General features: G+C 72.3%; 22 protein-coding genes. 6 read left to right on the top strand and 16 right to left on the bottom strand.

Going from position 1 to position 22,149, the window contains the following annotated elements; all coding sequences use genetic code 11:
* Window positions 1-86: 86 nt before the first annotated feature.
* The 12 genes from IPT68_RS31720 to IPT68_RS31670 all read right to left on the bottom strand — a co-directional run bounded on the left by IPT68_RS31720 (window position 87) and on the right by IPT68_RS31670 (window position 12,030).
* Complete coding sequence (locus IPT68_RS31720; RefSeq protein WP_373300568.1) at window positions 87-1,151, bottom strand: polyprenyl synthetase family protein; 1,065 nt, start codon at window positions 1,149-1,151, stop codon at window positions 87-89.
* A gap of 68 nt (window positions 1,152-1,219) precedes the next feature.
* On the bottom strand, window positions 1,220-2,620 hold the full coding sequence (gene hpnE / locus IPT68_RS31715) for a hydroxysqualene dehydroxylase HpnE (protein WP_189698019.1): 1,401 nt from the start codon (window positions 2,618-2,620) through the stop codon (window positions 1,220-1,222).
* Entirely contained in the window at window positions 2,617-2,757 is a 141-nt protein-coding gene (locus tag IPT68_RS35120; RefSeq protein WP_228040056.1) for a DUF6380 family protein, read from the bottom strand. The genes hpnE and IPT68_RS35120 overlap by 4 nt, the downstream gene beginning before the upstream one ends.
* Window positions 2,757-3,707, bottom strand: a complete 951-nt coding sequence (gene hpnD / locus IPT68_RS31710; RefSeq protein ID WP_189698020.1) for a presqualene diphosphate synthase HpnD — start codon at window positions 3,705-3,707, stop codon at window positions 2,757-2,759. Before hpnD ends, IPT68_RS35120 begins: the two co-directional genes overlap by 1 nt.
* Complete coding sequence (gene hpnC, locus IPT68_RS31705; RefSeq protein WP_373300558.1) at window positions 3,704-4,636, bottom strand: squalene synthase HpnC; 933 nt, start codon at window positions 4,634-4,636, stop codon at window positions 3,704-3,706. Before hpnC ends, hpnD begins: the two co-directional genes overlap by 4 nt.
* 352 nt (window positions 4,637-4,988) lie before the next feature.
* Window positions 4,989-5,777 carry an ABC transporter ATP-binding protein gene (locus IPT68_RS31700; protein WP_189698022.1) on the bottom strand — a complete coding sequence of 263 codons (789 nt, stop codon included), beginning with the start codon at window positions 5,775-5,777 and terminating at the stop codon, window positions 4,989-4,991.
* On the bottom strand, window positions 5,770-6,699 hold the full coding sequence (locus tag IPT68_RS31695) for an ABC transporter permease (protein WP_189698023.1): 930 nt from the start codon (window positions 6,697-6,699) through the stop codon (window positions 5,770-5,772). Before IPT68_RS31695 ends, IPT68_RS31700 begins: the two co-directional genes overlap by 8 nt.
* A 95-nt stretch (window positions 6,700-6,794) precedes the next feature.
* On the bottom strand, window positions 6,795-7,667 hold the full coding sequence (locus IPT68_RS31690; protein ID WP_189698251.1) for a glycosyltransferase family 2 protein: 873 nt from the start codon (window positions 7,665-7,667) through the stop codon (window positions 6,795-6,797).
* An 8-nt stretch (window positions 7,668-7,675) separates the two neighbouring features.
* Entirely contained in the window at window positions 7,676-8,455 is a 780-nt protein-coding gene (locus tag IPT68_RS31685; RefSeq protein ID WP_189698024.1) for a CDP-alcohol phosphatidyltransferase family protein, read from the bottom strand.
* Complete coding sequence (locus IPT68_RS31680; RefSeq protein WP_189698025.1) at window positions 8,433-9,494, bottom strand: iron-containing alcohol dehydrogenase family protein; 1,062 nt, start codon at window positions 9,492-9,494, stop codon at window positions 8,433-8,435. Before IPT68_RS31680 ends, IPT68_RS31685 begins: the two co-directional genes overlap by 23 nt.
* Window positions 9,482-10,234, bottom strand: coding sequence for a phosphocholine cytidylyltransferase family protein (locus tag IPT68_RS31675; RefSeq protein WP_189698026.1), 753 nt, complete (start codon window positions 10,232-10,234; stop codon window positions 9,482-9,484). Before IPT68_RS31675 ends, IPT68_RS31680 begins: the two co-directional genes overlap by 13 nt.
* Window positions 10,231-12,030 (bottom strand): DUF5941 domain-containing protein, encoded by a 1,800-nt coding sequence (locus IPT68_RS31670; protein ID WP_189698027.1) that lies wholly within the window; start codon window positions 12,028-12,030, stop codon window positions 10,231-10,233. Before IPT68_RS31670 ends, IPT68_RS31675 begins: the two co-directional genes overlap by 4 nt.
* Before the next feature lie 301 nt (window positions 12,031-12,331).
* On the opposite strand from IPT68_RS31670, the gene galE reads away from it, so the two are divergent.
* The 3 genes from galE to idi all read left to right on the top strand — a co-directional run bounded on the left by galE (window position 12,332) and on the right by idi (window position 15,226).
* Window positions 12,332-13,303, top strand: a complete 972-nt coding sequence (galE, locus tag IPT68_RS31665) for a UDP-glucose 4-epimerase GalE (RefSeq protein WP_189698028.1) — start codon at window positions 12,332-12,334, stop codon at window positions 13,301-13,303.
* Window positions 13,304-13,448: 145 nt separating this feature from the next.
* On the top strand, window positions 13,449-14,387 hold the full coding sequence (locus IPT68_RS31660) for a cation diffusion facilitator family transporter (RefSeq protein ID WP_189698029.1): 939 nt from the start codon (window positions 13,449-13,451) through the stop codon (window positions 14,385-14,387).
* Between the two features lie 245 nt (window positions 14,388-14,632).
* Complete coding sequence (idi, locus tag IPT68_RS31655; protein ID WP_189698030.1) at window positions 14,633-15,226, top strand: isopentenyl-diphosphate Delta-isomerase; 594 nt, start codon at window positions 14,633-14,635, stop codon at window positions 15,224-15,226.
* A gap of 3 nt (window positions 15,227-15,229) precedes the next feature.
* Here the strand turns inward: idi and IPT68_RS31650 are convergent, their stop codons facing one another.
* Both IPT68_RS31650 and IPT68_RS31645 read right to left on the bottom strand, forming a co-directional pair.
* Complete coding sequence (locus IPT68_RS31650; RefSeq protein WP_189698252.1) at window positions 15,230-15,739, bottom strand: ATP-binding protein; 510 nt, start codon at window positions 15,737-15,739, stop codon at window positions 15,230-15,232.
* Window positions 15,740-15,914: 175 nt separating this feature from the next.
* Complete coding sequence (locus IPT68_RS31645; protein WP_189698031.1) at window positions 15,915-16,535, bottom strand: HdeD family acid-resistance protein; 621 nt, start codon at window positions 16,533-16,535, stop codon at window positions 15,915-15,917.
* Between the two features lie 68 nt (window positions 16,536-16,603).
* Between IPT68_RS31645 and IPT68_RS31640 the strand changes: the two genes are divergently transcribed.
* Window positions 16,604-17,359, top strand: a complete 756-nt coding sequence (locus IPT68_RS31640; RefSeq protein WP_189698032.1) for an enoyl-CoA hydratase/isomerase family protein — start codon at window positions 16,604-16,606, stop codon at window positions 17,357-17,359.
* Here IPT68_RS31640 and IPT68_RS31635 read toward each other — a convergent pair.
* Window positions 17,346-17,981 (bottom strand): DJ-1/PfpI family protein, encoded by a 636-nt coding sequence (locus tag IPT68_RS31635; protein ID WP_189698033.1) that lies wholly within the window; start codon window positions 17,979-17,981, stop codon window positions 17,346-17,348. The two genes, IPT68_RS31640 and IPT68_RS31635, sit on opposite strands and share 14 nt — an antisense overlap.
* A 311-nt stretch (window positions 17,982-18,292) precedes the next feature.
* Entirely contained in the window at window positions 18,293-19,252 is a 960-nt protein-coding gene (locus tag IPT68_RS31630; protein WP_189698034.1) for a GlxA family transcriptional regulator, read from the bottom strand.
* A gap of 217 nt (window positions 19,253-19,469) precedes the next feature.
* Between IPT68_RS31630 and IPT68_RS31625 the strand changes: the two genes are divergently transcribed.
* Entirely contained in the window at window positions 19,470-19,607 is a 138-nt protein-coding gene (locus IPT68_RS31625; protein WP_189698035.1) for an LPFR motif small protein, read from the top strand.
* 99 nt (window positions 19,608-19,706) lie between these two features.
* Window positions 19,707-22,088 (top strand): Tex family protein, encoded by a 2,382-nt coding sequence (locus IPT68_RS31620; RefSeq protein ID WP_189698036.1) that lies wholly within the window; start codon window positions 19,707-19,709, stop codon window positions 22,086-22,088.
* The last annotated feature ends 61 nt before the right edge of the window (window positions 22,089-22,149 follow it).

The raw sequence follows: 22,149 nt of genomic DNA, 5'->3' as shown, positions 1-22,149 counted from the left end.
GTCTGCTGTGGGTCCGCCGTCGGCCGGTGCGCACGAATCCGCGGCACCGGCCGGCGACTACGCGAGGGCTATTCGACCGATAGTGATCATCTCTTTCGTACGACGACGAAGTCGGCGAGCGCCGCGAACCGGTCCCGCACCCGGTCGGGCATGTCGACGGCGTCGAGGGCTTCGATGGCGATGGTGTGCTGACGGCGGGCTTCCTCGGCGGTCCACTCGCGGCCGCCGGCCTGCTCGATCAGGGCGGCGCGGGCGGCGAACTCCTCCTCGGAGAAGGTCTCGACGTCGCTGCTCTTGGCGTCGGCGGCGAGCAGCTCGGCGAGCTGCTCGGAGGCGCCGCCCCCGGCCGCGAGCGCGGCGACGACCGGCAGGGACTTCTTGCGCTGGCGCAGATCGCTCCAGGTCTGCTTGCCGGTGGCCTCCGGGTCGCCCCAGATGCCGAGGAGGTCGTCGACGGCCTGGAAGGCCAGGCCCAGGTGGTAGCCGTACTTCTCCAGGGTGTCGGCGGTGCGGTCGTCCGCGCCCCCGAGCACGGCGCCGATGGAGCTGGCGCAGGCCAGCAGGGCGCCGGTCTTGTTGCCCTCCATCTCCAGGCACTCCTCGACGCTGACGCGGTCGCGGTGCTCGTAGGAGATGTCCTGGGCCTGGCCGTCGATCAGGGCACGGGTCGCGGTGGTCAGGCGGCGGGTGGCGCGGCCCGCCTCGACGGTGCCGAGTTCCAGCAGGATCTCGTTGGCCAGCGCGAACAGGGCGTCGCCGACCAGGATCGCCTGGGCGGGTCCGTGCACCTTCCACACGGTGTCGCGGTGCCGGCGCTGTTCGTCGCCGTCCATCAGGTCGTCGTGCAGCAGCGAGAAGTTGTGGACCAGTTCGACCGCGACCGCCCCGGGGATGCCGACCTCGGGCGCACGCCCGGTGACCTCGGCGGACAGCACGGCGAGTGCGGGGCGCACGGCCTTGCCGCCGTCGCCGTCGGCAGGGTTGCCGGCGGCGTCGATCCAGCCGAAGTGGTAGGCGGCGACGGTGTCCATGGGAGACGCGAGGCGGTCGACGGCCGCCCGCAGTACCGGTGTGGCCAGGGTCCGGCCGCGCTCCAGGAGCGCGGCCACGTCCGCCGCGGTCTCTCGAGCGGCCTTCGAGGCCGGGGGCACAGTGGGCACAGTCTCTCCTCTTGTTGCGGTACCAAAGGTGCGGGGGCCTGCCGCGCGCCGCTCGGTCGTCACGCCGCCTCCTCGACGTCGAAGAGATGGCGGGGGCGGGGCCGGCCGAGGGCACGCAACGCGGCGTCCGCCGCGCCGATGCCACTGCGGACCGCACTCTCCATGGTCGCGGGCCACCCGGTGGCGGTCCACGCTCCGGCCAGGTACAGGCCGGATGCCTTGGTACGGGCGCCGGGCCGCAGCCGTCCGACGCCGGGGGCGGGAGCGAAGGTCGCGGTGCGCTCCCTGGTCACGAAGAAGTCCTTCACCTCGGCGCCGCGGGCCGACGGCAGCAGGCGCTCCAGTTCGGGCAGGTACCGCTCGCGCAGCGCGGCCACGGGCGCGTCGATCTCGTCCTGCGCGGCCGACTGCGACAGCGCGAGGTACTGGCCGCTCGTGAGCCCGGAGGCGTCGGTGCGGTCGAAGACCCACTGCACGGGTGTGCCGAGCGCTGTGAGGAAGGGTGTGCCGACGACCTTGCGGTCGTAGACGACGTGGATGTTGAGGATCGGCGCGGTGCCGATGCGCAGCAGCCGCTCCGGGTCGTCGAGCGCGCCCTGCGGCAGCAGGTCGTAGGTCTCGCGCTGGGGCACGGCGAGCACGATCGCGTCCGTGTCGACGACCTCGCCGGGAACCTGGACCCGCCAACGGCCGTTGTCGAGTGGGGAGATGGAGGTGACGCGTGAACGGATCCTGGTACGAACGCCGGCGGAGTCGAGCGCCCTGCGGGCCAGCCGGTCGTGCAGTTCACCCAGCGGGACACGCGCCCAGCCGATGTCGGCGGCGCCCGGGTCGGACAGCAGACCGGTCTTGAACACCATCGCGGCGAGCCCCAGGGAGGCGTCGCCCGCGACCGCGTTGAGGGTGGCGACCCCGACCAGGTCCCACAGGGCCTCCACGGCACGCGCCGACTGACCGTGCGCGGTCAGCCAGCTGCCGAAGTCCTGTGCGTCCAGCGTCGGATCGGTGAGGTCGAGGCCCTTGAGCGCGAGCGCGGCCCGGCCGACCCTGGCGCGCTCGGCGAGTGAGAGATGCGGGTACGTCGCGAGGCTGCGCCCCAGATGCAGGGGCACCGGCAGCGCGTCCCGGCGCAGCCTGCCGAGCCGCCGGCCCTCGGGCCTGGTGACGTCGAGAACGGGCACGTCGAGACGATCCTGCAGCGGAGCCAGCGCCGCGCCGTTGATCCGGTCGAGGAACCAGCGGTAGGCGGTGCAGCAGCGCAGATAGACGTGCTGGCCGTTGTCGACGGTCAGCTCGCCGCGCTGGAAGGAGAAGGCCAGGCCGCCGAGTCTCGGCCTGCCTTCGAGCAGGGTGACGCGCACCCCGGCGTCGGCGAGCGCGAGCGCGGCGGTGATTCCGGCGAGCCCTCCGCCGACCACCACCGTCTCCCGTGCGGGCCCGGACCGCATGCCGTCCGTCATCGCGCACCCTCCCCTGCGCACCCGCCGCGGCACGGGGACGCGCCCCGGCAGGCCGTTGCAGTCAGGGACGCGACCCGGCGGCGGAGGGTTGCCTGCCGCTTGTCGCCGTCGGCGTCACTGTGCTCCGCGGTGTCCATCAGGCGCGCCTCCTGACGACCCGTCGGGTGACGTGCCGGGCGTCCAGACCGGACAGGCCGCGCACGGCGACGTAGGCCTTCTCGCGTCCGGGCAGCGAGACCCGGCCGCGCAGCACCGCCTCGGGGTCGCGCTCGATGCGGTCGAGGAGGCGGCGGTAGATGCCGGCCATGGCGGCGACGCAGGCGCCGCTGCGCCGGTCGAGCATGGGCAGCAGTTGGTAGCCCTCGGCGAACAGGGCGCGGGCGCGGCGCACCTCGAAGTGCACGAGGCCCACGAAGTCGGAACCCTCCGGTGGGTTCGGCCCGCCGAACCCGGCCGAGCAGCCGAACTTGGCCAGGTCGTCGGCGGGCAGGTAGGTGCGCCCGCCGACGGCGTCCTCGCGGACGTCCCGCAGGATGTTGGTGAGCTGGAGCGCAAGCCCGAGCGTGTCGGCGTACTCGGGCGCGCGCTCGGCGCCACGGGCCCCCGGTTCCGTGCCGAACACGCCGAGCGAGAGCCGGCCGATGGCACCGGCCACGCAGCGGCAGTAGGCCTTCAGGTCGTCCCAGGTCTCGTAGGTCTCGCCGCGGACGTCCATCAGGACGCCGTCGATCAGTTCGTCCAGGCCGTCCAGCGGGATCGGGAAGTGCCGGGCGGCATGGGCGAGGGCGACGCCGACCGGGTCGGTGTCGTCCTCGCCGACCGCGTCCTCGCGGATGCGGGTGAGCAGCGAGCGGGTCTCCTGGAGCCGGGCGAACTTCACGTCGTCGGTGAGCGCGCCGTCGCCGATGTCGTCGACCCGCCGGGAGAACGCGTACAGCGCCGACATCGCGCGGCGCTTGGGCGCCGGCAGCAGTCTGATGCCGTAGGCGAAGTTCCGGGCCTGCTGCCCGGTGACGGCCTCGCAGTAGCTGTAGGCGGCGAGTACCGGTGCGGACACGTGTGGCGCAGACTCCACGCTCCGGATCACCCCTCTCCTCGCAGGGTCACGCCCACCTCACGCAGCAACCGGAGCTTGCCGGGTCGGGGCGGGCCGGGAAGTACGTCGTGGTCGGCGGCGGCGATCGCCTGGACGGCCGCCCTTCCCCCCGCCACGAATCCCGCGAGCAACAGCCTCAGCCTGCCGTGGACGCTACCCACGAGGGGGGCGCCTTCATTCAGGAGGTCGCGGGCGCGTTGTGCTTCGTGGGCGACCAGTGCGCGCACCGACGCGCCGGCGGTCGCCGCGGCGAGATCCGCCTCCTGGACGTGGAAACGTTTCATGTCCTCGGCAGGCAGGTAGATGCGGTCACGGGCGAGGTCCTCGGCGACGTCCTGGAGGTGCTCGACGATCTGCAGGGCCGTGCAGATCGCGTCCGAGCGGCGGATCCGCTCGGGGGTGGAGGTGCCGGTCACGGCCAGCACGAGCCGGCCCACGGGGTTCGCGGACAGTTCGCAGTAAGCGAGGAGGTCGTCGTAGGTCTCGTACCGCTTGACGAGCTGGTCCTGGCGGTTTGCGGCGATCAGGCCCAGGAACGGCTCGGGGGTGAGCGAGTGGCGGCGGACGGTCGGCTGGAGCCGGCGCAGCAGGGGGTGGCGCGGGGTCGAGTCGAAGACGCGGCGCAGGTCGGCCTCGAAGGCGTCCAGCAGGGCGAGCCGGTCCTCGGCCCGCTCGGGCGACACGCCGAGCAGGCGGGCGTCGGCGCCGCCGGGGGCGAGGTCGCCGTCGCCGATGTCGTCGACGAGGCGGGCGAAGCCGTAGACGGCCATGAGGTCGGTGCGCCAGGCTCTGGGCAGGAAGAACGGGGCCACGGGGAAGTTCTCGGAGGTGGCCTTGTCGAGGGTCGCGCGCTCCGGGTCGTCCGTGCGCGTCGTGGCGGTTCCCGTCACCGTTCGCTGCCCAGGGCGGGGACGGCACATGCTTCGCGGAGCTGGGGAGTTTCCGTAGCCATTGCCGTCACATCTCCCGTTCTACACTGCCGACCCAATACGCACTATTTCGGACACGCCGCCCGGTGTTCCGGTGGCGGCCCCGGGGGCGGGTGTCGCGCATTATCGCCCTACTTGCCGTGTTTCGGCACCGGTACAGCTTACGTTGTACAGCGCGGCGCGGACCGAGGGGGTGTCCAGCGCATCACAAGAACACACCGATTGGCTTCAAGATTCCTACGCCCAACCAGAGTTGACGTTTCCTTTGCGGGCGGCACAGGTGCCCTTTGCCGACGACGCAGGGCTCTGCCGGAGCAGTTCCGGCAGAGCCCTGAACGGCTTTCTACTTGCCCGTGAACTTCTCGTACTCCTTGAGGACCTCGTCGGTGGGTCCGTCCATGCGCAGCTCGCCCCGCTCCAGCCACAGCACGCGGTCGCAGGTGTCGCGGATCGACTTGTTGTTGTGGCTGACCAGGAACACCGTGCCGGCCTGCTTGCGCAGCTCGCGGATGCGCTCCTCGGAGCGCTTCTGGAACTTGCGGTCGCCGGTGGCGAGGGCCTCGTCGATCATCAGGACGTCGTGGTCCTTGGCCGCGGCGATGGAGAAGCGCAGGCGGGCGGCCATGCCGGAGGAGTACGTCCGCATCGGCAGGGTGATGAAGTCGCCCTTCTCGTTGATGCCGGAGAAGTCGACGATCTGCTGGTAGCGCTCCTTGATCTGCTCACGGGTCATGCCCATGGCCAGGCCGCCCAATATGACGTTGCGCTCACCGGTCAGGTCGTTCATCAGGGCCGCGTTCACCCCGAGCAGCGAGGGCTGCCCGTCGGTGTAGACCTTGCCGCTCTCGGCGGGCAGCAGCCCGGCGATCGCCCGCAGCAGGGTCGACTTGCCGGAGCCGTTGGAGCCGATCAGGCCGATGGCCTCGCCCCGGTAGGCGGTGAAGGACACCCCGCGCACGGCGTGCACCTTGCGCACCCCGCGCGCGTCGTCGCCGGAGCCCCGCCTGAGCATGCGGCTGAGGGCGGCGGTGGCGCTGCCCTTGCCGGTCTTGGCGCCGTTGACGCGGTAGACGATGTGCAGATCGTCCGCGATGACGGTGGGGACGTGTCCCTCGGTCGTAGGGTCAGCCACGGCCGTACCTCTCCTCCGCCTTCCAGAAGTACACGAAGCCGCCCAGGGCGAACAGGACGGCCCAGCCGCCGGCGATGGCCCAGACGTGGTCCGGGAGGTTCTCCGAGCCGTAGCCGTCGATCAGCGCGAACCGCATCAGGTCCATGTAGATCGCGGCCGGGTTCCACTGCAGAACGTTGGCGATCCAGGACGGCTTGTCGGCCAGCATGATCGGGATGGAGTACATGACGCCGGAGGCGTACATCCACGTGCGCATCACGAACGGCATCAGCTGCGCCAGGTCCGGGGTCCTGGCGCCGGCCCGGGCCATGATCAGGGCGAGGCCGGTGTTGAAGCAGAACTGCAGCGCCAGCGCGGGGACGATCAGCACCCAGGACAGGTCCGGGTAGCTGCCGAAGGCACTGGTCACGGCGAACAGCACGATCATCGAGAACAGCAGCTGCTGGAGCTGCTGGAGCGCGAAGGAGACCGGCAGCGAGGCGCGCGGGAAGTGCAGCGCGCGCACCAGGCCGAGGTTGCCGGAGATCGCCCGCACGCCCGCCATCACCGAGCTCTGCGTGAAGGTGAACACGAACACCCCCGTCACCAGGAAGGGGATGTACACCTCGCGCGGCATGCCCCGGTCGGCCTCCAGGATCACGCCGAAGACGAAGAAGTACACGGCCGCGTTCAGCAGCGGCGTGACGACCTGCCACAGCTGGCCGAGCTTGGCCTGGCTGTACTGGGCGGTCAGCTTCGCCCGCGAGAAGGCGAGGATGAAGTGACGCCGGTCCCAGAGCTGGCGGACGTACTCGACGAGGGAGGGCCGGGCGCCGCTCACGGACAGCCCGTACTTCGCGGCGAGCTCCGCCGCGGTCAGTCCCTCGTCGGGCGACACGGGCGCGGTCACCGCGACTGTGCCGTCGTGTGTGGTCTCACTCACTAGTTGAAACTTTCGTCTTCGAGATGCACGGCCTGGGGGCTGGGTGCAGCCGGGAGCCGAGCGTTACGCCCCGAATGCTCTCAGGGACGAGCTTGTCAGATGACAGGAGGTCGGCCCAGTCGAGTCAGCCGCCACACCGTACGCCACTTCATGGGCCGGCGGGGGCCGCAGGGCGACGTCCAGCCTTCCCGGAAGCCGCCGAACCATGCCCGCAGGGCCGGCCGCGAAGGGCGGCGCAGCAGTGTCAGGGCGAGCCAGATGCCCAGGTAGACCGGGACGAGGGCGGCCGGCAGGTTGCGCCGGGCGAGCCAGACGCGGTTGCGGGCCACCATGCGGTGGTAGACCGCGTGCCGGGAGGGCGCGGTCGTCGGATGGTGGAGCACCATGTCGGACCGGTAGTCGATCAGCCAGCCCGCGTCGAGGGCCCGCCAGGCCAGGTCGGTCTCCTCGTGAGCGTAGAAGAACTCGTCCGGCAGGCCGCCGACCTCGGCGAACACCTGGGTGCGGACCGCGTTGGCGCCGCCGAGGAAGGTGGTCACGCGCGAGGAGCGCAGCGGGTCTGAGGCGCGCAGCCGGGGGACGTGGCGGCGCTGGGTGACGCCGGTGTCCGGGTCGGCTATGCGGAAGCTGATGATGCCCAGCCTGGGGTCGGCCTCGAACGCCTGGCGGCACAGCTGGGCGGTGTCGGTGCGGGCGAGCAGGCCGTCGTCGTCGAGGAACAGCAGGATGTCGACGTCACGGCCGCTGGGGCCGAAGGCCTCGATGCCGACGTTGCGGCCGCCGGGGATGCCGAGGTTCTCCGGCAGTTCGACGGTGCGCACGCCGACGGGGACCTCGGGCACGGGCGAGCCGTTGCCGACGACGACCACGTCCACCGGGTCGCCGTCCTGCTTGGCGACCGACTCCAGCAGCGCGCGCAGTTCCTCGGGACGGTTGCCCATCGTGATGACGACCGCGCCGACCCGCATCCCCGGGCTCACCGGAGCCTGCTCGACACGAGGATGGAGACCAGGTGCAGCACCGTCTGCAGCAGCGCGATCCCGGCGAGCACGGCGACGCCGAGCCGGGTGAAGAACAGGTCGCCGCGCATCGCGTCCGCGATCGCCAGGGCGAGGATCAGCAGGGACGCCTCGATGCCGAGGATCAGGCGGTGGAACTTCAGCGCCGCGGCGGCCCGGCGGGCCAGCGCCATGCCGGAGGAGCGCGGCTCGGACGCGGCCTCCTTGACCGGCGGCAGCCCACCCTGGTGCCGGGCGACGCCGACCAGGTCGGTCTCGGCCTTGATCAGGATCGCGCCGAGGGCGGCCAGGGTGCCGAGGAAGGCCCACAGCCAGTCGATCCGCCCGGAGCCCCACAGGTCGGCGGCGCGCAGCCCGAGGCCGACGAGCACGGCCGCGTCGGTCAGGTAGGCGCCGACCCGGTCCAGGTAGACCCCGCCGAGCGAGAACTGCTGCTTCCAGCGGGCGATCTCGCCGTCGACGCAGTCCAGCAGGAGATACAGCTGGACCATCACCACGCCGAGCACCGCGCCCCAGACGCCCGGCACCAGCAGGGCCGGGGCGGCGAGCACGCCGAAGAGGGTCATCAGGTACGTGAGCTGGTTGGGCGTGACCCTGGTGTTCACCAGGTAGCGGTCGACCCGCAGCGACACCTCACGCATGTAGAGGCGTCCCGCCCAGTGCTCACCGCTGCGCCGGTCCTTCACCCCGGCGGGGTGGACGACGGGGCGGAGTTCAGCTACCGATGGCCTTGACATAGTCGGCGTAAATGTCCTTGATCTGGTGGGTTTGCAGGTCGAGGTGTTCGAGGATCGTGTAGCGGCCGGGCCGGGTCTCCGGGGCGTACTCCACGACCCGGACGAACTCGTCCGGGGTGAAGCCGATCTCCTCCGGCAGCACCGGCAGCCCGTGCCGGCGCAGCACCCCCGCCATGTACGCCGACTCCTCGTGCGCGCCGCGCAGGTACATCGCGAAGGCCGCGCCCAGTCCGCACTGCTCGCCGTGGGCGGCCGCGCGCCGGGGGAAGAGCAGGTCGAAGGCGTGGTTGATCTCGTGGCAGGCGCCGGAGGACGGGCGGGAGTCGCCCGACACCGACATGGCGATGCCGCTGAGGACGAGCGCCTCGGCCAGCACCTGGAGGAAGTCGTTGTCGCCGATGCCGCCCGGGTGCCGCAGCACCGCCTCGCCGGCCTGGCGGGCCATGGCGGCGGCGAGGCCGTCGATCTTCTCGCCCTTGACGCGGTGGGCGAGTTCCCAGTCGGCGATCGCGGAGATGTTGGAGACCGCGTCGCCGATGCCGGCCCGGACGAAGCGGACCGGGGCCTCGCGGATGACGTCCAGGTCGATGAGGACGGCGATCGGGTTGGGCACGCCGTACGAGCCGCGGCCGGCGTCGTTGTCGAGGGTGGCGACCGGGGAGCACAGGCCGTCGTGCGCGAGGTTCGTCGGTACGGCGACCAGCGGGAGGCCGACGCGGGCAGCGGCGAACTTGGCGCAGTCGATGATCTTGCCGCCGCCGAGCCCGACGAGCGCGTCGAAGTGGCCCGCCTTCATGTCGGCGGCCAGCCGGACGGCGTCGTCGAGGGTGCCGCCGTCCACCTCGTACCAGGTGGCGCCGGGCAGCTGCGGGGCGACGCGGTCGCGCAGCTTCGCGCCGGAGCCGCCGCTGACGGCGACGGCGAGCCGGCCCGAGTGGGATATGCGCTCGTCGGCGAGCACGCCGGCCAGGTCGTCGAGGGCACCCGGGCGGATGTCCACGACGACCGGCGACGGGATGAGCCGGGTCAGTAGCGGCACGCGATCTCCCGTCCCCGGGCCAGGTCGTCGTGGTTGTCGATCTCGACCCACGGCACGTCACCGATCGGGGCGACGTCGATCCGGAAACCGCGGTTGACGAGCTCCTGGTAGCCGTGCTCGTAGAACTGCTGCGGCTCGCTCTCCCAGACGGTCCGCAGTGCGTCCGCCAGTTCGGGGGCGGCGTCGCCCTCGATGAGGGTGACGCCGATGTACTCGCCGGTGGCCTCGGCGGGGTCCATCAGCTTGGTGATCCTCCGCACGCCGTGCTCGGGGTCGGCGACGACCTTCATCTCCTCGTCGGCCAGCGACTTGACGGTGTCGAGGGCGAGGATGATCCGCTTGCCGTCGCCACGCGCGGCGAGCAGCGTCCTCTCCACGGAGACCGGGTGGACGGTGTCGCCGTTGGCGAGGATCACGCCGTCCTTGAGCGCGTCACGGCCGCACCACAGGGAGTAGGCGTTGTTCCACTCCTCGGCCTTGTCGTTGTCTATCAGGGTGAGCCTGAGGCCGTACTTCTTCTCCAGCGCGTCCTGGCGCGCGTACACGGCCTCTTTGCGGTAGCCGACGATGATCGCGGCCTCCGTCAGGCCGATCTCGGCGAAGTTGGCGAGGGTCAGGTCGAGAACCGTGGGACCGTCCTCGTCGCCCGCGGGCCCCACCGGCACCAGCGCCTTGGGCAGGGTGTCGGTGTAGGGGCGCAGACGCCGGCCGGCGCCGGCCGCCAGCACGAGGCCGATCATGCGGGTTCTCCTTCGTCGTGTACGGCGGGTGCCCCAGCGGACACCCAGAACCGGATGCTCTCCAGGAGCACCACCAGGGCGACGGCCACGGCGAGGACCGTGAGCGCGACCTGGAACTGTGCGGCGGTCAGCGACACGGCGAGCGCCACGACCACCAGCGTCCGGCCCTCGTGCCCCCCGATCGCCCGCACCAGCCAGTGCGGGGGCGCACCCGCGTTGCCGCGGATGCGGTAGACCGTGTCGTAGTGATGGTAGGCGACGGCCGCAACCAGCCCGAAAGCAGCGGGAAGTGCTCCGTTCACCTCCGATTCAGCTGCCAGGATCAGCACGGTCCCGTACTCGGCGGCCCGGAAGAAGGGCGGAACCAGCCAGTCGAGGGCGCCTTTGAGGGGGCGTGAGACGGCGGCCGCCGACAGCACGACATGGGCGAGCGCGGCGAGCAGGGTCGGCCAGGACGCGCCCCAGACTGCGGCGGAGGTCACTACGAGGAGACCGCCGACGGCGGCGCAGAGCGGGGCGGCCGGGGCGCGGACCGCGCGCGCGAGCAGCTCCACCAGCGGCCCGCTGTCCGCGAGGTCGGCCAGCGCCCGCGCCGCGCGGTCGGTGCTCCCCCAGTGCTTGACGCCCGGGGGGACCCCCATGGGCCTGCGGGTCAGCGACCGCAGGAGACGGCCCGCCGTGGTGTAGGCGGCGGCGAAGGCGCAGCCGGCCAGCAACGCGTAGAAGGTGATGCGCGGGGTCGTGACGGCGGTGAGGACGGCGATCAGCGCCCAGCGTTCGCCGATCGGCAGGACGATCATCCGGCGCAGCCACACCGTCCAGCCCACACTGTCCAGTTTGTCCGAAAGTGCGGCTGTCGGGCTGGTGTTGGCGGCGGCGTCGTGGTTCGCCTCGTTGAAGGAGAAGTCGACGACGTGCCGGCAGGTCTGCAGCACCATCGCGCCCAGGGCCAGGGCCCAGACGTCGTCTCCGCCGCGGGCCGCACCGAGGGCGAGGCCCGCGTAGTAGGCGTACTCCTTGGCCCGGTCGAAGGTGGCGTCGAGCCAGGCGCCGAGGGTGGAGTACTGCAGGGAGTAGCGGGCGAGCTGGCCGTCGGTGCAGTCGAGGACGAAGGAGGCGATCAGCAGCACGCCGGCGGCGACGAAACCGCCACGGGTGCCGGTGGCCGCGCAGGCCGCCGCGATCAGCGCGGTGAGCAGGGAGGCGGTGGTGACCTGATTGGGGGTCAGTCCGCGCCGGGCGCACCAGCGGGCGATGTAGCGGGAGTACGGGCTGACGAAGAAGGTGGTGAAGAAGCCGTCGCGGGCCTTGACGGCCGACTTCAGGCGTACGGCCTCGTCGTCGACGGCGGCGACGGCCCGGCGTGCCTCGTCGCGGGCCTGCGGGTCGGCGGGGACGACCGCGACCAGGCTGCCGAGCTCGGGCCGGTGCACGTCGACGTCGAGCGCGCCGGTGATCCGGTCGGCCAGGCCGTCCACCAGCAGCGTGCCCCGGGCGGAGGTCTCGCGGGCCAGCGCACGCGTCAGGGCCTGGCGGCCGGCGGGCTGGGCCGTCACGGCGCCGGGGATCGCGGCGAGCGGGAAGCGCGGGTCGGTCAGGCCGAGGCGCAGGGCGTGCAGGTGGCCGACGAACCGGGCGTCGACGACGGCGACGCGCCGGTCGGCCGGCACCTGGGCGAGGACGGCCTCGGTGTCGGCGGGGTCGGCGGCGATGCGCACCTCGAAGCCGAGCGACCGCAGATCGCCCTCGATCGACGATCCGGGGACCGGCGAGCCGGTGAGGATGGCGGTCGACAACCGAACTCACTCCCTGGGGGCCGACGTTTCCGCCGGTCGCGTGCATGGTGGGGTGTCCTGTGGGGCAGGCGGAGCTGCACCGGCGGACGGCATGTCGGCAGAGGCTATCGGATGATAGGAAGACCGTGTTCACCGCCCGTTAACGGTCCGGTCGACACGGTCTGCCGGCACCTGCGCGGCGATCATCATCGTGGATGCCCTGGCCGGCGTACAAGATCGCACTGACGGATGCGGGCATTCCATGGCGTTCGGGACCGGTGCGGGAGCCATCCGCGCGCCGGGCGGATTAGGGTGGGCCACCATGACATGGCTGATCACCGGCGGTGCCGGATACATCGGGGCGCATGTGGCGCGGGTCATGGCCGGGGCCGGGGAGCGCGTCGTCGCGCTGGACGACCTCTCGGCCGGGGTGCCCGCGCGGCTGCCCGCGGACGTACCCCTGGTGCGGGGCTCGTCCGGGGACGCCGAGGTGCTGAAGCGGGTGTTCGCCGAGCACGCGGTGACGGGTGTGGTCCACCTCGCGGCGCGCAAGCAGGTCGGCGAGTCCGTCGAGCAGCCGACGCGGTACTACGAGGAGAACGTCGGCGGTCTCGCGACCCTGCTGGACGCGGTGGCCGGGGCCGGGATCCGGCGTTTCCTGTTCTCCTCCTCCGCGGCCGTCTACGGCAACCCCGATGTGGAACTCATCACGGAGGACACGCCCTGCGCCCCGATGAGCCCGTACGGCGAGACCAAGCTCGCCGGTGAGTGGCTGGTGCGCGCGGCGGGCCGGGCGCACGGCATCGCCACGGTGTGCCTGCGCTACTTCAACGTGGCCGGCGCCGCATCGCCGGAGCTGGCCGACACCGGCGTGTTCAACGTCGTCCCCATGGTCTTCGACCGGCTGACCCGCGACGAGGCCCCGCGGATCTTCGGCGACGACTACCCCACGCCGGACGGCACCTGCGTCCGGGACTACATCCACGTCGCCGACCTCGCCGACGCGCACCTCGCGGCGGCCCGGCGGCTGTCCGCCCCGGACGCCTCGGGCGACCTGACCGTGAACATCGGCCGCGGCGAGGGCGTCTCGGTGCGCGAGCTGGTCACCCTGATCGGTGAGGTGACCGGCGACATCCGTCCCGCCGTCGTCGAGGCGCGCCGCCCCGGCGACGCCCCGCGCGCCGTCGCGTCCGCCGCCCGGGCCGGCCGGGAGCTGGGCTGGACCGCCCGGCGCCCGGTACGCGACATGGTCGAGTCGGCGTGGCGGGGATGGCTGCTGCACCACGGCCGCTGAGCGCCTCCCCATCACCGCGGCGCCCTGACCAGCCCTTCGTTTCCGCAGGTCAGGGCACATGACAACGGTGTTCAGTCCCGCGTTGCCGGGTACCCCCTGCCCGTAGTTCACTGGGTCGGGACCCGAACACAGGAGGCGGCTTTTCATGGGGGCTGGGCACGACCACGGGCACACGCACGCCGCGCCGGTCACCGGTACGGCGGCCGCGGCGTACCGCGGCCGGCTGCGGATCGCGCTGTCCATCACGCTCACCGTCATGGTGGTCGAGATCGTCGGCGGTGTGCTCGCGGACTCCCTCGCGCTGATCGCGGACGCCACGCACATGGCGACCGACGCGCTCGGCCTCGGCATGGCGCTGCTCGCCATCCACTTCGCCAACCTCCCGGCCAGCGCGAACCGCACTTTCGGCTACGCGCGCGCCGAGATCCTCGCCGCGCTCGCCAACTGCGTGCTGCTGCTCGGGGTCGGCGGCTATGTGCTGTACGAGGCGATCCAGCGGTTCATCACGCCGGCCGACACCGAGGGCGGGCTGACCGCGCTGTTCGCCCTGATCGGTTTGGCCGCGAACATGATCTCGCTCACGCTGCTCATGCGCGGCCAGAAGGAGAGCCTGAACGTGCGCGGCGCCTTCCTGGAGGTCGCCGCCGACGCGCTGGGCTCGGTCGCGGTGCTCGTCTCGGCGGTGGTGATCCTCACCACCGGCTGGCAGGCCGCCGACCCGATCGCCTCGCTGCTCATCGGCCTGATGATCGTGCCGCGCACGCTGAAGCTGCTGCGCGAGACGCTCGACGTCCTGCTGGAGTCGGCGCCCAAGGACGTCGACATGGCGGAGGTACGGGCCCACATACTGGCGCTCGACGGCGTCGAGGACGTGCACGACCTGCACGCCTGGACGATCACCTCGGGCATGCCGGTGCTGTCCGCGCACGTCGTCGTCCGCTCCGAGGTGCTGGGCGCGATCGGGCACGAGAAGATGCTCCACGAGCTGCAGGGGTGCCTCGGCGACCACTTCGACGTGGAGCACTGCACGTTCCAGCTGGAGCCGAGCGGCCACGCGGAACACGAGGCCGGCCTGTGCCCCTGAGGGCCGTGCGGCGGGCGGACGGCGGAGCTCCGACAGCGCGCGACCGCCGCTCACGCCCCGGCGCGCACCGGTCCGGCGCGCGCCCCCGTCCTTCCCACACAGCCCGTGCCCGACGGTTCCTCGCGCGGCGGGCCGGGCACGATCACCTACCGGGTCCCTCTTCCGGTGCCGACGCGCCGGGAAGTGCCGGGAGTGCCGGATTCGTACGGCAGACTGGGGCGCGAGGAACGAGGCGAAGGATGGGTATGCCGATCACACCTGCCACCGCGACGGACAGCTCGTCGAACGGCACCGCGGAAGCGATCCTGCTGGAACTGGTCGACGAGAACGGCGTGACGATCGGTACCGCGGAGAAGCTCGCCGCCCATCAGCCGCCGGGTCGGCTGCACCGGGCGTTCTCGGTGTTCCTGTTCGACGAGTACGGCCGGCTGCTGCTCCAGCAGCGGGCGCTGGGCAAGTACCACTCCCCCGGCGTGTGGTCCAACACCTGCTGCGGCCACCCCTACCCGGGCGAGGCCCCCTTCGCGGCGGCGGCCCGCCGGACGCACGAGGAACTCGGCGTCTCCCCGTCGCTGCTCGCCGAGGCGGGCACCGTGCGCTACAACCACCCGGACCCCGCCTCGGGTCTGGTGGAGCAGGAGTACAACCACCTCTTCGTCGGACTGGTGCAGGCGCCGCTGCGGCCGGCCCCGGAGGAGGTGCACGCCACGGCGTTCGTCACCCCGGACGAGCTGGCGGAACGGCACGCCAAGGACACGTTCTCGTCCTGGTTCATGACGGTGCTGGACGCGGCCCGTCCCGCGATCAGGGAGCTGACCGGCCCGTCCGAGGGCTGGTGATTCTCAGAGCAGCCGGACGGGGTTGAGCGGCAGGGCGGCCCAGATCACCTTGCCGCCGCTCGCCGTGTGCTCGACGTCGCACACCCCGCCCAGCTCGTGGGTGATCTCCCGCACCAGCAACAGGCCCCGGCCTCCGGTGCGACCGTGGTCGGTCTCCAGGGCGGTCGGGCGGTAGGGGTGGTTGTCCTCGACGGACACCCGCACCCACTCGGCGCCGACGGCGACCTCCACGGCGAGCATCGGGGAGAGCACGGCCGCATGCCGTACGGCATTCGTGACCAGCTCGGAGACGATCAGCAGCAGCCCGTGGACCACGTCGTCCACGACCGGCACCCGCTGACGCATCAGCAGGTCCCGTACGGCGTGCCGGGCCTGCGGGACCGAGGCGTCGAGGGCCGGAGCGGTGAACCGCCAGACGCCCTCGTACGGCAGGGGCTCGCGCGTCATCGGCTCGACGGGTGTCCCAGTGTCGCCTTCTGGGCGTGGGGCGGGCCCGCGCCCGTGGTCGTCCATCGTCCGGTCGCCACCCTTGTGCTCGATTGTCGCCACACGTCGAGTGTTGGTATCCCACCGGTCGCCGCCGGAGGACTGAACACAAGTCAGCGACTATCGAGCGCTTCTGACCGCCTGCGTATGACACGGTCACGTGTGGGACTGCATCCTGTCCCGCCGGTGCCGCCTTCGCGAACTATTCGGCTTGTACGGGTTTCGGGGCGTCTCCGTCGCCGGCGTCACCGCCGCGCGCGGCGTCCTCGACCAGGCCCACGATCCGGCGGCCGCCGAAGCCGGTGGCGATCAGGCCGAGGCCGTCGAACAGCAGGGCCAGCGAGAAGAACGTGCCGATGACGTACTGGCTGCTGCTCGGCCAGGAACCCAGCACCAGGACGCCCAGCAGCAGGTCGAAGGCGCCCAGCAGCAAGGTCCAGCCGAACTGCGGCCCGCGCACCACCAGGCCGCCCACCAGGCGGAAGATCCCGGCGGTCAGGAAGAGCAGGGCGGCGAACATGGCCAGCGCGTCGGCGGTCGCGTCGGGGGTCCACAGGACCACGACACCGGCCGCGATGTTCAGGGCCGCGACGATCACGGCGAGCCAGAAGAAGTTGCTGCCGCGTCCCTCGATGGCGTGCAGCAGGCCCACCACGCCGCCGATCAGCAGCAGCCAGCCGAACAGGACCATCGACGTCAGGGTGGCGACGCCGGTGTAGACGAGCCCGACGAGACCGGCGACGACCAGGAGCACTCCCAGCGCGACCAGCCTGCCGAAACCGCGCCGCAGTTTCGCCTTCTCGTCCTTCGCGGGTCGGGCCATCGGGCCGCCTCCTCTCACCAACCCCCTCGTCGATGGTACGGAGCGGGGGTACGGCTAGCATCCCGCGCATGGAGCCCCAGCTGCTGCACCACGTCGCCGACTCGGTGGCGACCGTCGTCATCGCCCATCCGGCCAAGCGCAACGCCATGACGGCCGGGATGTGGCGGGCGCTGCCCGAGCTGCTGGACGCCCTGGCGGCCGATCCGGTGGTGCGCGCGCTGGTGCTGACGGGCGAGGGCGGCACGTTCTGCGCGGGCGCCGACATCTCCACGCTGCGCGCCTCGCCCGCCGAGGCCCAGGGGCTGTCCGTGCTGGCGGAGGAGGCGCTCGCCGCGTTCCCGAAGCCGACGCTGGCCGCGGTCCGCGGGCACTGCGTGGGCGGCGGGGCACAGCTCGCGGCGGCCTGCGACCTGCGGTTCGCGGAGGAGGGGTCGCTGTTCGGGGTGACGCCGGCGAAGCTGGGGATCGTGTATCCGGCGTCCGCGACCCGGCGGTTGGTGTCCCTGGTCGGTCCAGCCACCGCCAAGTACCTGCTGTTCTCCGGTGAGTTGCTCGGCGCCGACCGGGCGCTGCGCACCGGGCTGGTCGACGAGGTGCTGCCGGAGGGTGAACTCGGCAAGCGGGTCGCCGAGTTCACCCGGATCCTGGTCTCCCGCTCGCAGCTGACGCAGGCCGCGGCGAAGGAGTTCGCCGACGGTCGCACCGACCGGGACGCCCACTGGGCCGGGCTGGCACGCGGCAACGCCGACACCGCGGAGGGCGTCGCCGCCTTCCTGGAGCGCCGGCAGCCGCGCTTCACCTGGACGGTGCCTACGTCAGGATGAATCGGCTCCGCGCGCGGATCTCCTCGACGATCGGCGCGGGCGCCTTCTGCGGCGACCCGGCGTCGTAGGGCGGCTGCGGGTCGTACTCCGTGGCCAGCTGTACCGCCCGGGCGTAGTCGTCGCCGGCGATCCGGCCGAGCAGGGCGAGCGCCATGTCGATGCCGGAGGAGACACCGGCGGCCGTGACGTACTTGCCGTCGAAGACGACCCGCTCCTCCGTCGGTGCGGCCCCGTACCGCTCGAGGTGACCGAGGGCGAGCCAGTGGGAGGTGGCACGGCGTCCGGTGAGCAGGCCGGCGGCGGCGAGCAGCAGGGACCCGGTGCAGACGGAGGTCGTCCAGGTGCTGGTGGCGTCCACGCCGCGCAGCCAGTCGATCAGGACCTGGTCCTCCATCAGGGCGCTCTGTCCGGGGCCGCCGGCGACGACCAGGACGTCCGGGTGGGGCACCTCGTCGAGCGCCTTGTCGGCGGTGAGGGCCAGCGCTCCGGTGTCGGTGCGGACGGGGCCCGCCTCCTTGCCGACGAAGACGATCTCGGCGTCCGGGATGCGGCAGAGGATCTCGTACGGGCCGACGGCGTCGAGTGCGGTGAACCGGTCGTAGACGAGCAGGGCGATCTGCATCGGGGGCCTTTCGGTCGGAGTGTGCGGTTGGCGGGTGCGGTCGGAGGGTCGGGCCGTGGGTGTGCGCCGGGGGCGGTGGGGCTGTTGGCCGGTGCGGGGTGAAGATGGCCGCGGGGCTCGGCGCGCCGGCGGGGCGCGAGTGGGCCGGGCCGGTGAGGTGTGCGGCCCAGAACCCGGTGGGCCGGTCCGTCAGTGGGCCTGGCGCGGGTGATGCGCGCGGTGGGGTGTCAGTGGGCCGGATGCCCGAGAGGCCGGCGAGTGGGCCGGGTGTTCGGTCGGCTGTTGGCTGTTGGCCGGGGTCGGGCGGGAGTTCAGTGGGTCGGTCTCGGGTGAAAGCGGCTGCGGTATGCGGCGGGGGGTGTCCCCAGGGTGTTGACGAAGGCGCGGCGCATGGCCTCGGGGGTGCCGTAGCCGCTCGCGCGGGAGATCTCCTCGATGCCGTCGCCCGTGTCCTCCAGCAGACGGCGGGCGTGTTCGAGTCGGACGCGGTCCACGTAGCGGCCGGGTGTCATGCCGGTCTCGGCGCGGAAGGCGCGGGCGAAGTGACGCGGTGAGAGGCGGGCGCGGGCGGCGAGCGCCTCGACGGTCAGCTCACCGGCGGGATGCTCGGTGATCCACTGCTGAACCTCGCGCAGCGGCTCGCGCCGGGCGGTCTGGGCGGCGAGCTGGGCACTGAACTGGGCCTGGTTGCCGGGGCGGCGCAGGAAGACCACCAGGTGCCGGGCGACGGTGAGGGCCACCTCGCGGCCCAGGTCCTCCTCGACCAGGGCGAGGGCGAGGTCGATGCCCGAGGTCACGCCGGCCGAGGTGGAGACGTGTCCGTCCCGCACGAAGATCGGGTCGGCGTCCACCCGCACGGCCGGGTGGTCACGCGCGAGCTTGCCGGCGTACGCCCAGTGGGTCGTGGCGCTCCGGCCGTCCAGCAGACCCGCCTCGGCGAGCAGGATCGCCCCGGTGCACACGGACACCAGGCGTTCCGCCCGCCGCCCGTGCGCGCGCAGCCACGCGACCAGCCGCGGGTCGGGCCGACGGGTGCCCCGCCCGCCCGGCACGACCAGGGTGTGCGAATCGGAGGTGTCGGCCAAGGGCTCGTCCGGTACGAGGGTCAGCCCGCTGGAGGCCCGGACCGGGCCGCCGTCCAGACCGGCCGTGCGGATGCGGTAGCTCCCCGGGACGAGCGCCTCGGCCCCGGCGAAGACCTCCGCGGGACCGGAGACGTCGAGGCTCTGCACGCCGTCGAAGAGGACGACCAGAACGGTTCGCTGCGCCATACAGGCGATTCTTGGCGCGTCCGGGCATGGCCGCAATGACGAGTTCCCCACCTTTCCTGCCATCGCCGCGCCGTCCCTCCACGGCATGCGGGCAGGGGCACGCGCGCGTGTGCCCCGCCGCCGGGCATGACACGCGGCGAACGCGGTACCCGGAGGTCACCTGGTCGCCGGGAAGGACGCGAGCAGGAGACGAGAAGCCAGAGGAAAGGGGATTCACGTGTTCCGTGCCATCGCGGATGTCCTGCGGCAGATCGGCGGTGCCGTCGCCACGGTGGTGACGCTGCCGTTCCGGGCCGTGGCCCGCCTCCTCGGCGGCGCCTCCGGGGCCGGCCGGCGCGGCGCGCGCCGGGCCTGACGGGCCGACGCCCCGCCACTTGCCGCCCTGCTCCCCCGTTGTCGGTGCCACCTGCCACAATTGCCGCGCAACCCGAAGTGGAGAAGGCGGTACCGGATCGTGACGACACCCGGGTCCCTGGCAGTAGGGTCCATCGAAGGCAGGATCGCCGAGGAACTCGGCGTACGGGAGCGGCAGGTCAAGGCCGCCGTCGAGCTGCTCGACGGCGGTTCGACGGTGCCCTTCATCGCCCGCTACCGCAAGGAAGCGACCGAGATGCTCGACGATGCGCAGCTGCGCACGATCGAGGAGCGGCTGCGCTATCTGCGGGAGCTGGAGGAGCGGCGGGCGGCGATCCTGGAGTCGGTGCGCGAGCAGGGCAAACTCACCGAGGAGCTCGAGGCGCGGATCCGGGGTGCCGAGACGAAGGCGCGCCTGGAGGACATCTACCTGCCGTACAAGCCCAAGCGGCGCACGAAGGCGCAGATCGCCCGTGAGGCCGGTCTTGAGCCACTGGCCGAAGGGCTGCTCGGCGACCCGACCGTCGAGCCCCTCGCGGCCGCCGCCGCGTTCGTGGACGCCGACAAGGGCGTGGCCGATGCGCAGGCCGCCCTGGACGGCGCCCGGTCCATCCTCACCGAGCGCTTCTCGGAGGACGCCGACCTGATCGGCGAGCTGCGTGAGCGCATGTGGGTGCGCGGGCGGCTGGCCGCCAAGGTGCGGGAGGGCAAGGAGGAGGCGGGCGCCAAGTTCGCGGACTACTTCGACTTCGCCGAGCCGTTCACGGAGCTGCCCTCGCACCGCGTCCTGGCGATGCTGCGCGGCGAGAAGGAGGAGGTCCTCGACCTCGTCCTGGAGCCGGAGGAGCCGACGGAGGGGCCCTCGTCCTACGAGGGCATCATCGCCGCCCGGTTCGGGATCGCCGACCGCGGGCGTCCCGCCGACAAGTGGCTGACGGACACCGTCCGCTGGGCCTGGCGCACCCGCGTCCTGGTCCACCTCGGCATCGACCTCCGCCTCCGGCTGCGCACCGCCGCCGAGGACGAGGCGGTCGGCGTGTTCGCGGCGAACCTGCGGGACCTGCTGCTGGCCGCTCCGGCCGGTACGCGCGCGACGCTCGGCCTCGACCCCGGCTTCCGTACGGGGGTGAAGGTGGCCGTCGTGGACGCGACCGGCAAGGTCGTCGCCACCGACGTCGTGTACCCGCACGTCCCGGCCAACAAGTGGGACGAGGCGATCGCCAAGCTGGCCCGGCTCGCCAAGGAGCACGCGGTGGAGCTGGTCGCGATCGGCAACGGCACGGCGTCCCGCGAGACCGACAAGCTGGCGGGTGAACTGATCGCGAAGCACCCGGAGTTGCAGCTCACCAAGGTGATGGTGTCCGAGGCGGGCGCGTCCGTGTACTCCGCCTCCGCGTTCGCCTCGCAGGAGCTGCCCGACATGGACGTGTCGCTGCGCGGCGCCGTGTCGATCGCGCGCCGGCTCCAGGACCCGCTGGCCGAGCTGGTGAAGATCGACCCGAAGTCCATCGGCGTCGGCCAGTACCAGCACGACCTGTCCGAGGTGAAGCTGTCGCGTTCGCTGGACGCGGTGGTCGAGGACTGTGTGAACGGCGTCGGCGTCGACGTCAACACGGCGTCCGCGCCGCTGCTCGCGCGCGTCTCGGGCATCTCCTCCGGGCTCGCCGAGAACATCGTGGCGCACCGGGACGCCAACGGCCCGTTCACGTCCCGCTCGGAGCTGAAGAAGGTGGCGCGGCTCGGGCCGAAGGCGTACGAGCAGTGCGCGGGCTTCCTGCGCATCCGGGGCGGCGACGACCCGCTGGACGCGTCCAGCGTGCACCCGGAGGCGTACCCCGTCGTCCGGCGGATGGTGAAGACCACCGGCCAGGAAGTGGCCGCGCTGATCGGCAACACGGGCGTGCTGCGGTCGCTGAAGCCGCAGGACTTCGTGGACGAGACGTTCGGTCTGCCGACGGTCGGCGACATCCTCAAGGAGTTGGAGAAGCCGGGGCGCGACCCGCGGCCGGCGTTCAAGACGGCCACCTTCAAGGAGGGCGTCGAGAAGCTGTCCGACCTCGAGACGGGCATGGTCCTGGAGGGTGTGGTCACCAACGTGGCCGCGTTCGGGGCGTTCGTCGACGTCGGCGTGCACCAGGACGGTCTGGTGCACGTCTCCGCGATGTCGAAGACGTTCGTCAAGGACCCGCGGGACGTCGTCAAGCCGGGTGACATCGTGAAGGTGAAGGTGCTCGACGTCGACATTCCGCGTAAGCGGATCTCCCTGACCCTCAGGCTGGACGACGAGGCCGCGCCCCAGGAGCGGGGCCCCGGCGAGCGCCGTCCGCAGCGGGGCGGGCGGCCGCCGCAGCAGCGGCAGGGCGGCCGGGGCGGCCACGGAGGCGGGGCCGCCCGCCAGGCGCCGGCTCCGGCGAACAGCGCGATGGCCGACGCCCTGCGGCGGGCGGGTCTGCTCGACCCCAAGAAGGGCGGACGGGGCTGAGACGGGCGGGCCCGGATTCCCGCTGTTGCGGGGGGTTCGGGCCCGGTCGGCGCCTCAGGGT

It is taken from the genome of Streptomyces chromofuscus (assembly GCF_015160875.1).
Lineage (GTDB): Bacteria > Actinomycetota > Actinomycetes > Streptomycetales > Streptomycetaceae > Streptomyces > Streptomyces chromofuscus.
This window is presented reverse-complemented; position numbering and strand designations above follow the sequence as displayed.

Bases quoted from the DNA above. Each gene is read 5' to 3' on its own strand.
- IPT68_RS35120 (WP_228040056.1), bottom strand. From the start codon at position 2,757: ATGGACACCGCGGAGCACAGTGACGCCGACGGCGACAAGCGGCAGGCA.
- IPT68_RS31690 (WP_189698251.1), bottom strand. From the start codon at position 7,667: ATGCGGGTCGGCGCGGTCGTCATCACGATGGGCAACCGTCCCGAGGAA.
- IPT68_RS31675 (WP_189698026.1), bottom strand. From the start codon at position 10,234: ATGATCGGCCTCGTGCTGGCGGCCGGCGCCGGCCGGCGTCTGCGCCCC.
- hpnE (WP_189698019.1), bottom strand. From the start codon at position 2,620: ATGACGGACGGCATGCGGTCCGGGCCCGCACGGGAGACGGTGGTGGTC.
- hpnC (WP_373300558.1), bottom strand. From the start codon at position 4,636: ATGTGCCGTCCCCGCCCTGGGCAGCGAACGGTGACGGGAACCGCCACG.
- IPT68_RS31645 (WP_189698031.1), bottom strand. From the start codon at position 16,535: ATGGCCCGACCCGCGAAGGACGAGAAGGCGAAACTGCGGCGCGGTTTC.
- IPT68_RS31635 (WP_189698033.1), bottom strand. From the start codon at position 17,981: ATGCAGATCGCCCTGCTCGTCTACGACCGGTTCACCGCACTCGACGCC.
- IPT68_RS31685 (WP_189698024.1), bottom strand. From the start codon at position 8,455: ATGTCAAGGCCATCGGTAGCTGAACTCCGCCCCGTCGTCCACCCCGCC.
- galE (WP_189698028.1), top strand. From the start codon at position 12,332: ATGACATGGCTGATCACCGGCGGTGCCGGATACATCGGGGCGCATGTG.
- IPT68_RS31630 (WP_189698034.1), bottom strand. From the start codon at position 19,252: ATGGCGCAGCGAACCGTTCTGGTCGTCCTCTTCGACGGCGTGCAGAGC.
- IPT68_RS31660 (WP_189698029.1), top strand. From the start codon at position 13,449: ATGGGGGCTGGGCACGACCACGGGCACACGCACGCCGCGCCGGTCACC.
- IPT68_RS31640 (WP_189698032.1), top strand. From the start codon at position 16,604: ATGGAGCCCCAGCTGCTGCACCACGTCGCCGACTCGGTGGCGACCGTC.
- IPT68_RS31650 (WP_189698252.1), bottom strand. From the start codon at position 15,739: ATGGACGACCACGGGCGCGGGCCCGCCCCACGCCCAGAAGGCGACACT.
- idi (WP_189698030.1), top strand. From the start codon at position 14,633: ATGCCGATCACACCTGCCACCGCGACGGACAGCTCGTCGAACGGCACC.